Below are 13,796 nucleotides of genomic sequence, written 5' to 3' on the forward strand. Positions count from 1 at the left end.
GCCCGTCCCGGTGCCGAAGCCGCCGCTGCCGGTGCCTGGGCCGCGGATCGGCGCGGTGCCGGCGGTCGCGTCGCGCCCGGTCCCGGCGATCGGCGCTGCGGGCAGGGGCGAGCGGACCGGCTGGCGAATGACGGGATCGGGAGCAACCACCGGCGTCGGCTGCGCCTCCAGGTTGGGCGGCGAAGCGGCCCCTTCGGGGCGCGGGTCGGCGGCGCGGAGGTTAGGAGCGGCCGAGTCGGTCGAGGGCGGCGGCGGTGGCGGCTCCTCGGCCGGCGGGGGCAGGTCCTCGGGCGCGAGGTCGACGAGCTTGAGCATGTCGTCGGGGACGAGCGGCGGGGCGTAGTCGAGGCCGCGCAGAAGGCCGATGGCGAGCAGGACATGGACCAGCGCGACCGGGATTCCGGCCCTGATCCGGTCCGCGGGGGCTGTGCGATAAGCCGCCATGATGGCCGGTTAAGCCGATCGCTCCTGAACCTCGCTTGAGCGTTGGATCGGCTCAGGAAATTTCGGCGCGGAACAGGGTCAGCTTGGCTTTTCCATAGGTTCGCTCGCTGTCGACCGCGAGGCCGGCCACGTCGACAGTCTCGTCCCTCGCGGTCTCCAGGCTGGCGAGCGCGCCCGGGGCGAGGGCGCCGGCGGCGACCAGGTTGGCGAGCGCCTTTTGGCCGAGCCCGGAGCGATAGGGCGGGTCCATGAGGACGAGGTGAAAGGGGCCGCCGGCGACGCGCGCGGCGTCCTGCTGGCGGATATTGGCGCGGTCCTCGGCACCCAGCCTGGCGACGTTCCTGTGCAGCGCCTCGATCGCGGCTCGGTCGCTCTCGACGAAGGTGCAGCGGGCCGCGCCTCGGCTCAACGCCTCGAGGCCGAGCGCTCCGGTGCCGGCGAACAGATCGGCGACGTTGAGGTCCTCGAAGCTGCCGAGGCGGCTCTGGAGCATCGAGAACAGCGCTTCGCGGGCGCGATCGCTGGTCGGGCGGGTGGCAAGGCCGGGCGGGGACAGGAGGGGACGGCCACGCCACTGGCCGGCGATGATCCTCATTTCTTGCCGCCGCCGGGGCGGCCGCGGGTCGGGCCGCGCTTGCTGCCGCGCGGGGTGGGGCGGGAGCTCGGGCGCTTCGGCTTGGCCCAGCCCTCGCCGCGCTTCAGGCGCTTGGGCTTCGCCTCCGATTCCGGCGCCGGGGTTGCCACCGCCTCGGTGGCGCGCGGCGGACGGGCAGGCCTGGCGGTCTTCGCCAGCCGCCGCTCGGTTTCCGCTCGCTGGTGAGGCCGCGCGGCACGCTCGGTCCGGGCGGGCCTTTCACCCTCGCGGCACGGACGCGCGGGAGCGGTTGTCTTCGTCGGCCGCTCGGTCTCCCCTCGTTGCTGCGGTCGCGCGGGACGTTCGGTCCGGGCCGGCCGCTCCTCCTCGCGGCGCGGCGGCCGTGGTCGTGCGGGGTGGCTGGCGGCGCGCGTGGGCCTGTCACCCTCGCGCTCGATCGGCGCCTCAAGCGGCTGGCCGCCTTTAAGGCTGGCGCGGAAGGCGACGAGATCGACGCGGCGGATCTCGTCGACGGCGCCGACCGGCAGGTCGCCGAGCACGAACGGGCCGTAGGCGGTGCGGATGAGGCGGCTGACTTCGAGGCCGAGATGCTCGAGGACCCGGCGGACCTCGCGGTTCTTGCCCTCCTTGAGCTTCATCTCGATCCACTGGTTGCGGCCGGTGCGGCGCTCCAGATTGGCGTCGATCTGGCCGTAGCGGATGCCCTCGATCTCGACGCCGTGGATCAGCTCCTCCAGCTGCTCCTGGCTGACCTCGCCGAACGCGCGGGCGCGGTAGGCGCGCTCGACTCCGGTCGAAGGAAGCTCGAGCTGGCGCTTTAGCTCGCCGTCGGTGGTGAGGAGGAGGAGACCCTCGGTATTATAGTCGAGGCGGCCGACCGGGATCAGCCGCGGCAGGCCCTTGGGCAGGCGGTCGTAGATGGTCGGGCGGCCCTTGGGGTCGCGCTCGGCGGTGAGGGTGCCGGCGGGCTTGTGGAAGCGGAACAGGCGGGCTGGGGTCGGCTCGGCGACCGGCTGGCCGTCGACGGTGACTCCGCGAAGCGAGGTGAGAATCGTTGCGGCGGTGTCGAGGACCTTGCCGTCGAGCGCGATCCGGCCCTCGGCGATCATCCGCTCGATCTCGCGGCGCGACGCGACTCCGGCGCGGGCGAGCAGCTTGGCGATACGCTGGCCCTCGGATGGTTTCGGGCCGGGAGTGGAAGTCGAGGGCAGGGTGGTTCTCCGCTCGGCCGGCGGCCGGAAAAGAATATGAGTTCAGTCGATTGGGCGTCGTGGCACCGACTCCCGCCTCCCTCGTTACAGGAGCGGACCGACCCACGGTCGGCGGCTCAAGGGAGGCAGGCGAACTACATGGTCTTCGGCAAGCGCGAAAGAGCGATCCAGTGCATTCTCGTGGTCGAGGACGAGCCGCTCGTCGCGTTCGACAACGAGCACCTGCTCAAGGACGCGGGCTACGACGTGGTCGCGACGGTCGACACGGCGGAGGAGGCGCTGCGCGTGATCGGCGAGGCGGAGAAGATCGACCTCGTCCTCGCCGACCTTTCGTTGTCGGGCGAGGGCAGCGGCGTGCATGTCGCGGAAGCGGCGCACGCCAAGGGCATCGCGGTCTTGTTCGTAACCGGCGCTTGCCCGCTCGAGGCGCAGCATCTCGCGGTGGGGTGCCTGGCCAAACCCTATTCGGACAAGGTTCTGAAGAGCGCGCTCGGCGCGATCGACGCGATGCTTCGCGGCGACAAGGTCAAGAAGACGCCGGAAGGGTTCACGATTTTCGCGAAGGACGCGGCTTAGCGGGCGAGCGCCGCAGCGACCTGGTCGTGGAAGACCTTGATGCCGGTTTCGAGGTTGCCGAGAGTGATCTCGTCGATCGCGCCGGAGGCGAGGCCCTGCTGACCGAGCGCGGCGGCGCGGTAGTCCTCGCCGCCGAACACGCCCTGGTCGAGCAGGCGCCAGCTCTTCTCCCAATGCTCCTCCTCCTCGGCCGATTGCGGCCATTCGGGGATGAGCATGAAGTCCTCGACCAGCGTGCGGCCCTCTGACTGGGGCATCAGCACCATGAGGTTCACGTAATCGGGGCTCATGATCATGATCGTCGCCGGGAACAGCTGGTAGGTGTAGGTCATGATCGCCCGGACCGCGGCCCAGTCGCTCGTGTCGACCTTGTCGAGATAGCCCGAGCGGGCGACGAGGCTGCGCTGGTGGGGGCCGAGGCGGTCGGCGATGCTGATGCCGTCGGTGAAGAAGCGGGCGATCGTCGAGCTGTGAAGCCGCTGCACGTGATAGCCTTCGAGGAAGGCGTCCATGATCAGCTTCCAGTTGGACGCGACGTCGTGGACATGGCGGCGGTAGAGATGGTGGCCGGCGAGGCCGAACGCCTCCATGTCGGGCGCTAGCGCCGAGGCGTCGGAGAAGTCGGCGTTGTCGTCGAACGAGAACCAGATGAGGCCGCCGGCCTCGAGGCTGGGCAGCTCCGTCAAGTGGTGCGACGCCTTGTCGAGATCGGGGAAGGTGTCGGAGCGCGGGACTCCGGCGAGGCTTCCGTCGAGCGCATAGGCCCAGGCGTGATAGGGGCAGACGAGGCGCGGCGCGCACACGGTTTCGCCGCCCTCGACCAGGCGGGTGCCGCGGTGGCGGCAGACGTTCCAGAAGACATGGGCGCGGCCCTGCTTGTCGCGGGTGAGGAGCAGAGGGGCGCCGAAGCCGTCATGGGCGACCGCGCTGTTGTTCTTCGGCAGCAGCGCTGAGGGCGCGATGACCTGCGGCAGGCGGCGGAACAGGCGCTGCTGCTCGGCGGCAAAGCGCGCGGGATCGGTATAGACCGAGGCCGGCACCGTCGCGATCGGCCCGGTCGGGGGCTCCTCGCCCGCGGCGAGGCGGGCGGCGAGGGCGAGCTGCCCTTGCGTAGGGCGCTGGCGCATCGGCATGTCCATGGGGCCGATGGTGCGTCCACCGCGACCGGAAGGCAAGCGGCGTGCTTTGCAATCGCGGCAAAGTCGCTAAAGCTTCGCCTCCCTGAGTAGCGGAGGGTGAGGGTGACCGAGGCGGTTGAACAGAAGAAGCCCAGCGGGCTGCGCCTGCTCGGCGCCGCGCTGAAGGACCGCAAGACGGCGATCATGCTGGTGTTCGGCTTCTCGGCCGGCCTGCCCTTCTCGCTGCTCGTCGGAACGCTCAACGCCTGGCTCGGCGAGGCGCAGGTCAATCTCGCCACGATCGGGATCATCTCGTGGATCGGCCTGGCCTACGCCTTCAAATTCCTGTGGTCGCCGCTCGTCGACCGGACCCGGCTTCCGGTCCTTGGCCGTCTCGGGCGCCGCCGGGGGTGGCTGATCGTCTGCCAGCTGGTCCTCGCCGGGACGTTCCTGTCGCTGTCGCTTACCGACCCGAGCCTCGCGATCGGCACCTTCGCGCTGGTCGCGGTGATCGGCGCGTTCGCATCGGCGACGCAGGACGTGGTCATCGACGCCTGGCGCATCGACGTCGCCGACGAGACCGCGACGGTCGAGATCCTGTCCTCGATCTACCAGATGGGCTTCCGCATCGCGGCGCTGGTCGGCGGCGCGCTGGCGCTGGTGCTGTCGGCGCGGATCAGCTGGCCCGCGGTCTATGCGGTGATGGGCGTCGTCATGGCGCTGACGATTATCGCCACCTTGCTCGCCCCGGACACGGCGCGGCCGGCCGACGAGCTGGGCTTCAAGGAGCTTCGCGAGCCGGGCGCCGTCCACCCCAAGCTGCGCGCCATCGGCCTGATCGTCGTGGGTCTCGGCTGGGCGTGGGCGATCGCCACCGTGGCCTGGTTCATGATCCGCATCCTGTCCGTCGCGCCCGGCGACCCGAACCCGCCCAAGGCGAGCGAGTTCACCGCCACGATGGGTCCCTGGATCATCGCCGCGACGGTCGTGCTTCCGGCACTCGTCGCCACCTATTTCAACTGGCTGCGCGCCCACGGCCGCAACGTCCTCGACCGCGCTGCGCCGGCGACCAGCGGCCTGCAGCGCGCCGCCGATCATGCCTATAGCGCGCTACTCCTGCCGCTCGCCGACCTCGTCGCGCGGCTGCGCTGGGGCGTGATCATCGCGCTCGGCATCATCCTGACCTATCGGCTCACCGACAGCATCTGGGGGCCGTTCGCCTTCCCCTTCTACCTGACCGAGCTCCAGTACAGCGCCGACGAGGTCGCCTTCGCGTCGAAGGTGTTCGGCGTGTTCATGACCATCGCCGGAATCGCGATCGGCGGCGTGCTGTTCGTGACTCTCGGGCGGATGCCGACGCTTGTTCTCGGCGCCATCGTCGCCGCGGTGACCAACCTGCTCTATGCCGACCTCGCCGCCGGCGCCCCCTATATCGATGCCTTCGCCTCGACTTTCGGCCTCCACAATGTCGGGGTCGATCCGCGCATGATGCGGCTGATGATCGCCATCTCGGGCGAGAACATCGCCGGCGGCCTCGCCGGCGCGGCCTATGTCGCCTACCTCTCGTCGATCGCCAGCAAGGAATATAGCGCGGTCCAATATGCGCTGCTGTCGTCGCTGACCCTGCTCGTCGGGTCGCTCGGGCGCGGCGCGCTCGGCGAGATGATCGAGACCGACGGCTATGTCGCCGTCTTCTTCCTGACCGCGGCGCTGGGTGGCCTGGGCGTGCTCTTCTGCATCCTCGAATGGATCCGGTCGGCCTGGGCGAAGGGCCGCGAAGGCCGGGCGGCGCCCGAACGGATGCCGACAAGCGACGCGGCGCGTGTCGCGGAGGGCGACACGGCGGCCTGAGCGCCGCCGGGGATCGTTCAGGTGGGGAGCTGGTCGTTGGCCTTGAGGACCGTGCCGGCGAGGTAGAGCGAGCCCATGATCAGGACGGCGGGCGGCCGATCCTGTTTGGCGAGCCTGGCGATGGCGGTCAGGGCGTCCTCGACATTGGCCGCGGGCACGGCGGAGAGGCCGAGCTTGCGGGCTTGGGCGGCGAGCGATTCGGGCGCGTGGTGGTCGTGGCCGGGGACCGGCACCGGGTGGACCGTGACGGGCGAGCCTGCGAAGGGGCGAAGCACGCCGTGGGAATCCTTGTTGGCGAGGATGCCGCAGACGAGGTGGACCTCGCGGCCGGCGAAGGATTGGCCGTCGAGGAAGGCGGCGACGGCGCGGGCGGCGGCGGGATTGTGCGCGCCGTCGAGCCACAGGCGCGCGCCTTCGGGCAGCAAGTCGTGGAGCGGGCCGGGGCCGAGCAATTGCAGCCGCGCCGGCCAGTCCGCCCAGCCCATCATCGCCTTCAGCGCCGCCGGCGGGACGGCGAGTGTGTCTTGGTGGCGGAGCATCGCGACGGCGAGGCCGGCATTGGCGCCTTGGTGGGTGCCGGCGAGGCGGGGCAGGGGGAGGTCGAGCTCTCCCTCGGAATCGCGATAGGCGAGGCGGCCGCCGGTCGCCACGGCGTCCCACTTGCCGCCGCGGGGCAGCCAGAGGGCGCCGGCCTCGGCGACCGCCTCAGCAACGGCATCGGCGGCGCGGCGGGGGTAGAGATGCGTCACCAGCGGCACGCCGTCGCGAGCGATGCCGGCCTTCTCGCGCGCGACCTGCTCGATCTTCTCGCCGAGCCATGCCTGGTGGTCGAGACCGAGCTGGGCGATTCCGGTGACCAAGGCGCGCGGGATCACGTTGGTCGCGTCGAGGCGGCCGCCGAGGCCCACTTCGATGACGCAGGCGTCCGCCGGGGCGCGGGAGAAAGCGAGGAGGGCGGCAGCGGTGGTGACCTCGAAGAAGCTGATGGTGAGGTCCTCGGCGGCGGTGAAGACTTCGTCGAGGAGAGCAGCAAGCGCCTCGTCCTCGATCAGCTTGCCGGCGAGTCGGATTCGCTCGTTGAATCGGACGAGGTGGGGGCTGGTGTAGACATGGACCTGGTGGCCCGCGGCCTCGAGCGCGGCGCGGAGGAAGGCGCAGGTCGAGCCTTTGCCGTTGGTTCCGGCGACGTGGAAGACCGGCGGCAGCTTGCGTTCGGGATTGCCGAGGCGCTCGAGCAGGGTCGCGATGCGCTCGAGGCCGAGCGTGTCTCGGCCGGGGCCTAGCCTGGCGAGGCGATCGAGCTGCGCCTGCACGCCGGGATGATCCGAGACGGCGAAGTCGGGCATCTATTCCTCCCTGCCGCGACGCGGCGGGGAGGGGGACCATGAGCGCAGCTCATGGTGGAGGGGTAGTCTCGAGGCGTTTCTCGGCGCGGACAAATTACCCCTCCACCATGCTGCGCATGGTCCCCTCCCCATGGCAGGGCCATGGGGAGGAACTGGGATCACGCCGCTTCCTTCGCCGGGTGCAGGTAATCGAGCAGGGTCGCCAAGCGGTCCTTCAGGTCGCGGCGGTGGACGACCATGTCGACCATGCCGTGCTCGAGCAGATATTCGGCGCGTTGGAAGCCCTCGGGGAGGGTCTCGCGGATGGTCTGCTCGATGACCCTCTGGCCGGCGAAGCCAATGAGGGCGCCGGGCTCGGCGATGTGGATGTCGCCGAGCATCGCGTAGGAAGCGGTGACGCCGCCCGTGGTCGGGTCGGTGAGGACGACGATATAGGGAAGGCCGGCTTCCTTGAGTTGGGCGATCGCAGCGGTGGTGCGCGGCATCTGCATCAGCGACAAAATTCCTTCCTGCATGCGGGCGCCGCCGGCGGCGGTGACGACGATGTAGGGCGCGTGCGCCTCGATCGCCGCCTGGACTCCGGCGACGAAGGCCGCGCCGACGCTGAGCCCCATCGAGCCGCCCATGAACGCGAAGTCCTGGACTCCGACGACGGCGGGGCGGCCGGCGATCGACCCGCTGGCGTTGTGGAGGGCGTCCGGCTCGCCGGTCGATTGGCGCGCCGCCTTGATGCGGTCGACATAGCGCTTGGAATCGCGGAACTTGAGCGGGTCCTCGCGCACCTGCGGGGCCGGCAGGATGGTGAAGCCGGGGTCGAGGAGCAGCTCGAAGCGGGCGTCGGCGCGCATCCGGCCGTGATGGTCGCAGCGCGGGCAGACGAACTGATTCTCCTCATATTCCTTGGAGAAGATCATCGCGCCGCATTCCTTGCAGGCATGCCAGAGATTGTCGGGCGTGCTCTCGCGCTTGGGCAGGAAGGGGATGCGGTTACGGACGCTGTTGAACCAGCTCATGTCGAAGCTCCTTGGACGCGCGCGAGTTAGGGCGGGAGCGAGGCCAAGTCCAGCATCTCCCCTCCCGCTTGCGGGAGGGGCCGGGGGTGGGGGTGTCGGAATCGTTGGGCTGGGTAAGGCCCACCCCTCGATCCCCTCCCGCAAGCGGGAGGGGAGGCTTTTACAGGGTCGCCTCGATCGCTCTTGCCGCCTCGTCCGGGTCCCTGGCCTGGGTGATGGGGCGGCCGATGACGAGGATGGAGGCCCCGTCGTCGAGGGCCTGGCGCGGGGTCATCACCCGCTTCTGGTCGCCGATACTGGAATTGGCGGGACGGATGCCCGGGACGACGAAATAGCCCTGGGGCCAGGCCTTGCGCGCGGCGCGGACTTCCCGGCCGGAGCAGACCGCGCCGTCGAGGCCGGACTGACGGGCAAGGGTGGTGAGGCGCACGACCTGATCATGCGGCGTGCCGCCGATTCCGGTCGCGGCGAGATCGTCCTCGTCGAGGCTGGTGAGCACGCTGACCGCCACGACCTTGGTGGCCTTCGGCGCGGCGGCTTTGGCCTCCTCCAACATGGCGCGGCCCCCGGCGGCGTGGACGGTGAGGATGGCAGGCTCGATCGGCGACAGCGCCCGAACCGCCTTGGCGACGGTGTTGGGGATGTCGTGGAGCTTCAAGTCGAGGAAGATGGGCAGGCCGATCGCCGCCATCTCGCGAACGCCGCCCATGCCGTGGGCGCAGAAGAATTCGAGGCCGAGCTTGAGCCCGCCGACATGGTGGCGGACCCGGGTCGCGATGTCCTTCGCGACCTCCAGATCGGTGGTGTCGAGCGCGACGAAGATCGGACCTTTCATATCCCCAGGCCGGGATCATCGCTGGCCGGGGCGGATGGCTTCGCGGCCGGCTGGTTGGCGACGATGACTCGTTCGGGGCGCTCGTAGCGGTGACGAAGCGCCCAGATACGGCCCCGATAGACGAAATAGGTGGGGAGGAAGCCCAAGAGGAACGGAATCGCGACCAGCACCGGCAGCTTCACGTCAGCCTGGAGCCCGCTCCACAGATTGAGGGTGACCGGCCGCCAATTGTAGATGGCGAACAGGGTCAACGCGATCGCCACGACCACCCAGAACAAGGTCTTGAGGAACTGCATGCCCGCCCTTTCCGAAGGCCCTGTTGCACCAAAGGCCGTGCGCGTCCAGCGCTTCAGCCGATCTCCGCCACCAGCTCGTCGAACAAGCCGGGAATGGTCTTGAGCCGGGGCCGCTCCTCATCAAGGATGGCGAGAAAGGCCTCGCGCTTCATCCGCGCGACCAGCTCGGGGGCCAGCGGCGTCTCGGCGGGAATCGTCGAGACCATGATGTCGATGAGCCGGTCGGCGCCGTGGAGGCGACCCCAAAGATAGTCGTTCTCGCGATAGGCGCGGCTGAAGAAGGCGCCGAAATTGTTGAACTGGATGCCCTTCAGAGTGGCCGCGGTGCCGGAGCGGATCGTGGTCGCGTCGTCCGGCGAGATGCGGTCGACCTTCATCGGGTCGAACTCCTGAAGCCCTTCGCCCTGGAGCAGGGGCAGGGTGGCGATGTCATAGAAGGGGTAGCCGAGATAGGTGAGGATGGCGGCGCGGCGCGGCGCCCGCGACAAAGCGGACAGCGCGGTTGCGATCTCCTCGTCGGTGAAGTCGTCGAGCGCCTTCAGCCTGAGCCGCGCCTCGAGCGCCGCCGCCGCCGCGGCCGGATCCTTGTCGGCATTGGCGAAGGCGGACGCTTCCTCGACGGTGAGCGCGGCATCCATGTCGGCGGTGAGCGGCGCCTCGTAGCGCGCGATCAGGCGGTAGATCGTCTGGCGGGCATTGTCGGAGGCGCTCTCGTCGACCTCCTCGATGCCGACATGCCGCTCCGCCAGCTCGCGGACGAGGAGGCGGAGACGGCGGATTCGGAAGCTGGCGTCGAAGCTTCGGAAGAAGGCGATGAGCGCCGGCGTGGCGCGGCCGTTGCGGACGGCGTCCTCGCCGGTGATCCCCTGCGCGTCGGCCCATTGCCACAGCGCGGTTCGGACTCGGTTATGACGGTCGCGGTCGCTGGAGTCGCCGCCGAGCCGGGCGATCGTCTCGGCCATCTCCTCGATCGCCGCGCCCATCTTGAGCTGGGCGTAGGCGGCATAGGTGTAACCGGCGCCGCGCGCGGCGATCTCATTGGCTTGGGAGCGCCACGACTGGAGGCGGCGCGGAGTCGGGCTGGTGAGGAAGAAGGTCGAGCCGAACGCGTCGTTGATCGCGGTCTCGACCTCGGGGCGCATCGATTCGACGATTCGACGCATTCGGCGAATGCGCTCGGAGCGGCGCTCGATCGTCTCGAGATTGTCGCGGATCGGCTGCTCGCGCGGGATGTCGGACATGGCGCCGAACAAGGTCGCCCAGAAGCCGGGCGGCTCGACCGTCCCGGTCGCCGTCCAGCGCACTGCGCGGAATCCCGGCGCCGGATCGACATAGACGAAGCGGCGGTCGACCTCGCGGCTGGCGGGACGGCTGCGCAGGGCCTGGATGCAGGCGCCGAACGGGGCGTGGGCCTGGACGCCGCCGTCGATCAGGACGACCTGGTCGCGGCTCTCGGCATAGGGCCGCGGCGGAATGTTGCGCTCGATGAAGGATTCGCGGCCGGGCCAGGCCCGGTTGCGCTCGGCCAGCACCGAGTCGAGCTCGGCGACTTGGAAGGGCGGGAAGGCCCCCGGGAAGCTCGCGGTCGAGCGGCCGGCGAAAGCCAGCTCGGCGGGGTCGGCGAGGCGGCGGGTCTCCCCGCCGGGATCGCGGAAGGCGAGGGTGAGGCGATGCTCCTGTTCGATCACTTCCGGCGGGCTGTTGAGCCTGAGGCTTTGCGGGTGGCCGCGAAAGTCGGTGACCGTCACGAACAGGTCGAGCGGCTGGTAGTCGGGCAGCAGGGGCGGCCCCGCCGGCTCGGCGGCCATCGCGTCGAAAGCGTCGAGCAGCACCCGGGTGAAGGCGGGGCCGCCGAACGGCGGCTGGAACCAGGGCGCCTTGACGAGATTGGCGAGCTTCTGGCGGACCTCGGCCTGATGCTCGGGCTCGACGGTCTGCTCGACCGTGCTCGAACGATTGGAGATCGCCCAGGCGAACGGCACCGCGGCATTCTTCATGAAGCGGCGCACCGCGATCTCGTCGCGATCGGCGAGCGCGTCGATGTCGGCATGGTCGAGCCACAGGTCGGTCAGCGGCTCCAGCGACTGGCCGGTGCTGATCGCCTGCGCCAGGAAGATGCAGTTGATGCCGCCCGCGCTCGCGCCTGCGAGGATGTCGGTGAGGATTCGGAGGCTGAGGCCGGTTTCGGCGGCGATGCTTTCGAGCAGGCGGTGGTAGACGCCCTGGCTGCCCGCGCCGGTGACTCCGCCGCCGTGGAAGGCCTGGCTGGCGCGGACGAGCCGCCAGATCTCCTTGGTGATCCCGTGCATGTACACGGCGAGGCTGATGCCGCCGTAACAGACCAATGCGAGCCGCAGCTCTTTCTCCCGCATGGCCAAGGCTTGGCAGGATGGCCGCGGCCTGTCGAGGCGGCAATCGCGCGCCGCGCGCGATATGGCCGATCGGCTGCTATCCTTTTGCGATCCCGCGCGTTAGCAGGCGCGCAAACGCTCATGCGAAGGTACCGTTGTTGAAGCGCGTCTTTCTGATCGTCCTGGCGTTCGCCGGGCTGGTGATCTTGTTGTTCGCGACCGGCCTGGTGCGCTGGTCGCCCCCCGCCGAGGGCGGCACGCAGGGAGCGCAGGCGCGCTTCCAGGCAGCGGTCCCGCCGGTCGACACGAGCGGCCCGACCAATATCGACTATGCCCGGCTCGAGGCGCGGATCGGCCGCCTGATGGAAGAGAAGGCCATGGTCGGCCTCGGCGTCGGAATCATCGAGAATGGCCGGATCCGCTTCGTCCGCGGCTTCGGCGAGACCGTCTCCGGTGGCGGCGAGCGGGTCACCGAGAACACGGTGTTCCGCTGGGCGTCGCTGTCGAAGGGGGTCGCCGCCGACATGGTCGCCCTGCTGGCTGCGCGCGGCCGGCTGTCGCTCCAGGACCCGGTCAACCGCTGGGTGACGAGCCTGCGCCTGCCCAATGGCAACGAAAGCCGGGCGACCCTGACCGACGTGCTTTCGCACCGGCTCGGAATCCACGGCCACGCACACGACGCGCGGCTCGAGGACAATGAGGATCCCAAATATCTGAGGGGCCTGCTCGCCCTGCTTCCGAGCCAGTGCGACGTCGGCCAGTGCCACGCCTACCAGAATGTCGCCTATGACGCGGCGAGCGAGGCGGTCGAGCGGGTCACCGGCATCCCCTATGAGCAGGCGCTCAGGGACAATTTCTTCACACCGCTCGGCATGCGCACCGCGAGCGCCAGCCGCCAGGGGCTGATGAGCGCGCAGAGCTGGGCGCGTCCCCATCGCGGCGGCCGCGGCTCCCGGCCGGACGAGGTGACCGAGCCTTATTACCGGGTCGCCGCGGCGGGCGGGGTCAACGGGTCGATCATGGACCTGACCTTGTGGATGCGCGCCAATATGGGCCTCGCGCCGGAAGTGCTGCCGGTCGCGGCGCTGCAGGCGGTGCAGACGCCGGTGGTGCGCACCCCCGGCGAGACCCGGCGGCGGCGCAAGTTTCTCGAGCGCACGCCGTCCTCGGCCTACGGCCTCGGCTGGCGGGTGTTCAATTATGCCGGCAACAAGGTCGTCGGCCACCATGGCGGGGTGCGCGGCTACCGCTCGCTGATCCTGTTCGACCCGGCGCGGCGAAGCGGCGTGGTGGCACTGTGGAACTCGGGATCGGGACGGCCCAACGGGCTCGAATATGAGGTCATGGACATGATCTACGGCCTGCCGTTCCGCGACTGGATGGAGCTCGACGACGGCGCCGCGCCGGGGCCGGAGCCGGACGAGCCCGAATCGTCGGGTGGGCGCTGAGCCCTAGAACTCCACTTCCGCCCAGATGGGGAGGTGGTCCGACGCGGTTCGGGCGTTGGCGCTGCGGTGGACCCCCGCCGCCCTGATCCGCATGTTGGGCGTGACCATGATCCGGTCCAGCCGCGCGATCGGGTTGCCACTATGGTAGGAGCGGCCGGTATCGGCGAAGACGTGGTGGGCGCCGAAATCCCTGAGGCAGCCCGACCGCGCCGTCCATTCGTTGAGGTCGCCCATCATCGCCGTCGGCATGTCGGCGTGGCGCTCCGCGACATGTTTGAGGATCGCATGCGCCTGGCGCCGCCGCCACAGGCCGGACAGGTCGAGATGCATTCCGACGATGCGGATCTGGTGGCCCTTGGCCTCGACCTCGGCGAGCACCGCGCCGCGCGGCTCGAGGCTCGGCAGATGGAGCATGGCATGCTCTCCGATCTTGAAGTCCTTGCGCACCAGGATGGCGTTGCCGTGCCAGCCGAGGCTTCGGTCGCGGGCGCCGAACGGGACCGGCTTGAAGTCGCTATGCTCCTCCAGCAGGTGGGTCGGGATCGCGGCGTTGCGCGGCCCGAAGCGGCGGTCGGCCTCCTGGAGCGCGACGAGGTCGGCGTCGAGCTCGTTGAGCACCTCGATGATGCGCTCCGGCCGGCGCCGCCGGTCGGTGCCGATCGCCTTGCGGATGTTGTAGCTGGCCAAGCGGAGCATCGCCGGCTCCTTAAGG

Annotated in this window: 12 protein-coding genes and 1 pseudogene; 3 read left to right on the top strand and 10 right to left on the bottom strand. The window is 69.9% G+C overall.

What is annotated here, in order from left to right:
• From G7B71_RS10900 to G7B71_RS10910, 3 genes and pseudogenes are all read right to left on the bottom strand, one after another.
• A pseudogene (locus tag G7B71_RS10900) lies at nt 1-444 on the bottom strand (energy transducer TonB); the annotation flags it as partial.
• Between the two features lie 52 nt (nt 445-496).
• Nucleotides 497-1,039 (bottom strand): 16S rRNA (guanine(966)-N(2))-methyltransferase RsmD, encoded by a 543-nt coding sequence (gene rsmD, locus G7B71_RS10905; RefSeq protein ID WP_166040767.1) that lies wholly within the window; start codon nt 1,037-1,039, stop codon nt 497-499.
• A complete protein-coding gene (locus G7B71_RS10910) occupies nt 1,036-2,202 on the bottom strand; it encodes a pseudouridine synthase (protein ID WP_279338403.1) in 1,167 nt (388 codons plus the stop codon). The genes rsmD and G7B71_RS10910 overlap by 4 nt, the downstream gene beginning before the upstream one ends.
• Nucleotides 2,203-2,388: 186 nt before the next feature.
• Between G7B71_RS10910 and G7B71_RS10915 the strand changes: the two genes are divergently transcribed.
• A complete protein-coding gene (locus tag G7B71_RS10915; protein ID WP_166040769.1) occupies nt 2,389-2,826 on the top strand; it encodes a response regulator in 438 nt (145 codons plus the stop codon).
• Here G7B71_RS10915 and G7B71_RS10920 read toward each other — a convergent pair.
• Nucleotides 2,823-3,953 (bottom strand): aromatic ring-hydroxylating dioxygenase subunit alpha, encoded by a 1,131-nt coding sequence (locus tag G7B71_RS10920; protein ID WP_243406212.1) that lies wholly within the window; start codon nt 3,951-3,953, stop codon nt 2,823-2,825. The genes G7B71_RS10915 and G7B71_RS10920 overlap by 4 nt on opposite strands.
• A 114-nt stretch (nt 3,954-4,067) precedes the next feature.
• Between G7B71_RS10920 and G7B71_RS10925 the strand changes: the two genes are divergently transcribed.
• Nucleotides 4,068-5,795: an MFS transporter gene (locus G7B71_RS10925; protein ID WP_347708448.1), complete on the top strand. Its 1,728-nt coding sequence runs from the start codon at nt 4,068-4,070 to the stop codon at nt 5,793-5,795.
• Nucleotides 5,796-5,812: 17 nt separating this feature from the next.
• Here G7B71_RS10925 and G7B71_RS10930 read toward each other — a convergent pair whose 3' ends face one another.
• The 5 genes from G7B71_RS10930 to G7B71_RS10950 all read right to left on the bottom strand — a co-directional run bounded on the left by G7B71_RS10930 (nt 5,813) and on the right by G7B71_RS10950 (nt 11,657).
• Complete coding sequence (locus G7B71_RS10930) at nt 5,813-7,141, bottom strand: folylpolyglutamate synthase/dihydrofolate synthase family protein (RefSeq protein WP_166040771.1); 1,329 nt, start codon at nt 7,139-7,141, stop codon at nt 5,813-5,815.
• A gap of 158 nt (nt 7,142-7,299) precedes the next feature.
• Entirely contained in the window at nt 7,300-8,154 is an 855-nt protein-coding gene (gene accD, locus G7B71_RS10935) for an acetyl-CoA carboxylase, carboxyltransferase subunit beta (protein WP_166040773.1), read from the bottom strand.
• A gap of 160 nt (nt 8,155-8,314) precedes the next feature.
• Complete coding sequence (gene pyrF, locus G7B71_RS10940; RefSeq protein ID WP_166040775.1) at nt 8,315-8,989, bottom strand: orotidine-5'-phosphate decarboxylase; 675 nt, start codon at nt 8,987-8,989, stop codon at nt 8,315-8,317.
• Nucleotides 8,986-9,285, bottom strand: coding sequence for a LapA family protein (locus tag G7B71_RS10945; protein WP_166040777.1), 300 nt, complete (start codon nt 9,283-9,285; stop codon nt 8,986-8,988). Before G7B71_RS10945 ends, pyrF begins: the two co-directional genes overlap by 4 nt.
• Before the next feature lie 53 nt (nt 9,286-9,338).
• Nucleotides 9,339-11,657 (bottom strand): patatin-like protein, encoded by a 2,319-nt coding sequence (locus G7B71_RS10950; RefSeq protein ID WP_166040779.1) that lies wholly within the window; start codon nt 11,655-11,657, stop codon nt 9,339-9,341.
• Between the two features lie 137 nt (nt 11,658-11,794).
• On the opposite strand from G7B71_RS10950, the gene G7B71_RS10955 reads away from it, so the two are divergent.
• Nucleotides 11,795-13,084 carry a serine hydrolase domain-containing protein gene (locus G7B71_RS10955; RefSeq protein WP_166040781.1) on the top strand — a complete coding sequence of 430 codons (1,290 nt, stop codon included), beginning with the start codon at nt 11,795-11,797 and terminating at the stop codon, nt 13,082-13,084.
• Nucleotides 13,085-13,087: 3 nt separating this feature from the next.
• Here G7B71_RS10955 and G7B71_RS10960 read toward each other — a convergent pair whose 3' ends face one another.
• Entirely contained in the window at nt 13,088-13,780 is a 693-nt protein-coding gene (locus tag G7B71_RS10960) for an endonuclease/exonuclease/phosphatase family protein (RefSeq protein WP_166040783.1), read from the bottom strand.
• Nucleotides 13,781-13,796 lie beyond the last annotated feature (16 nt).

Source organism: Sphingosinicella sp. YJ22, from assembly GCF_011320075.1.
Classification (GTDB): domain Bacteria; phylum Pseudomonadota; class Alphaproteobacteria; order Sphingomonadales; family Sphingomonadaceae; genus Allosphingosinicella.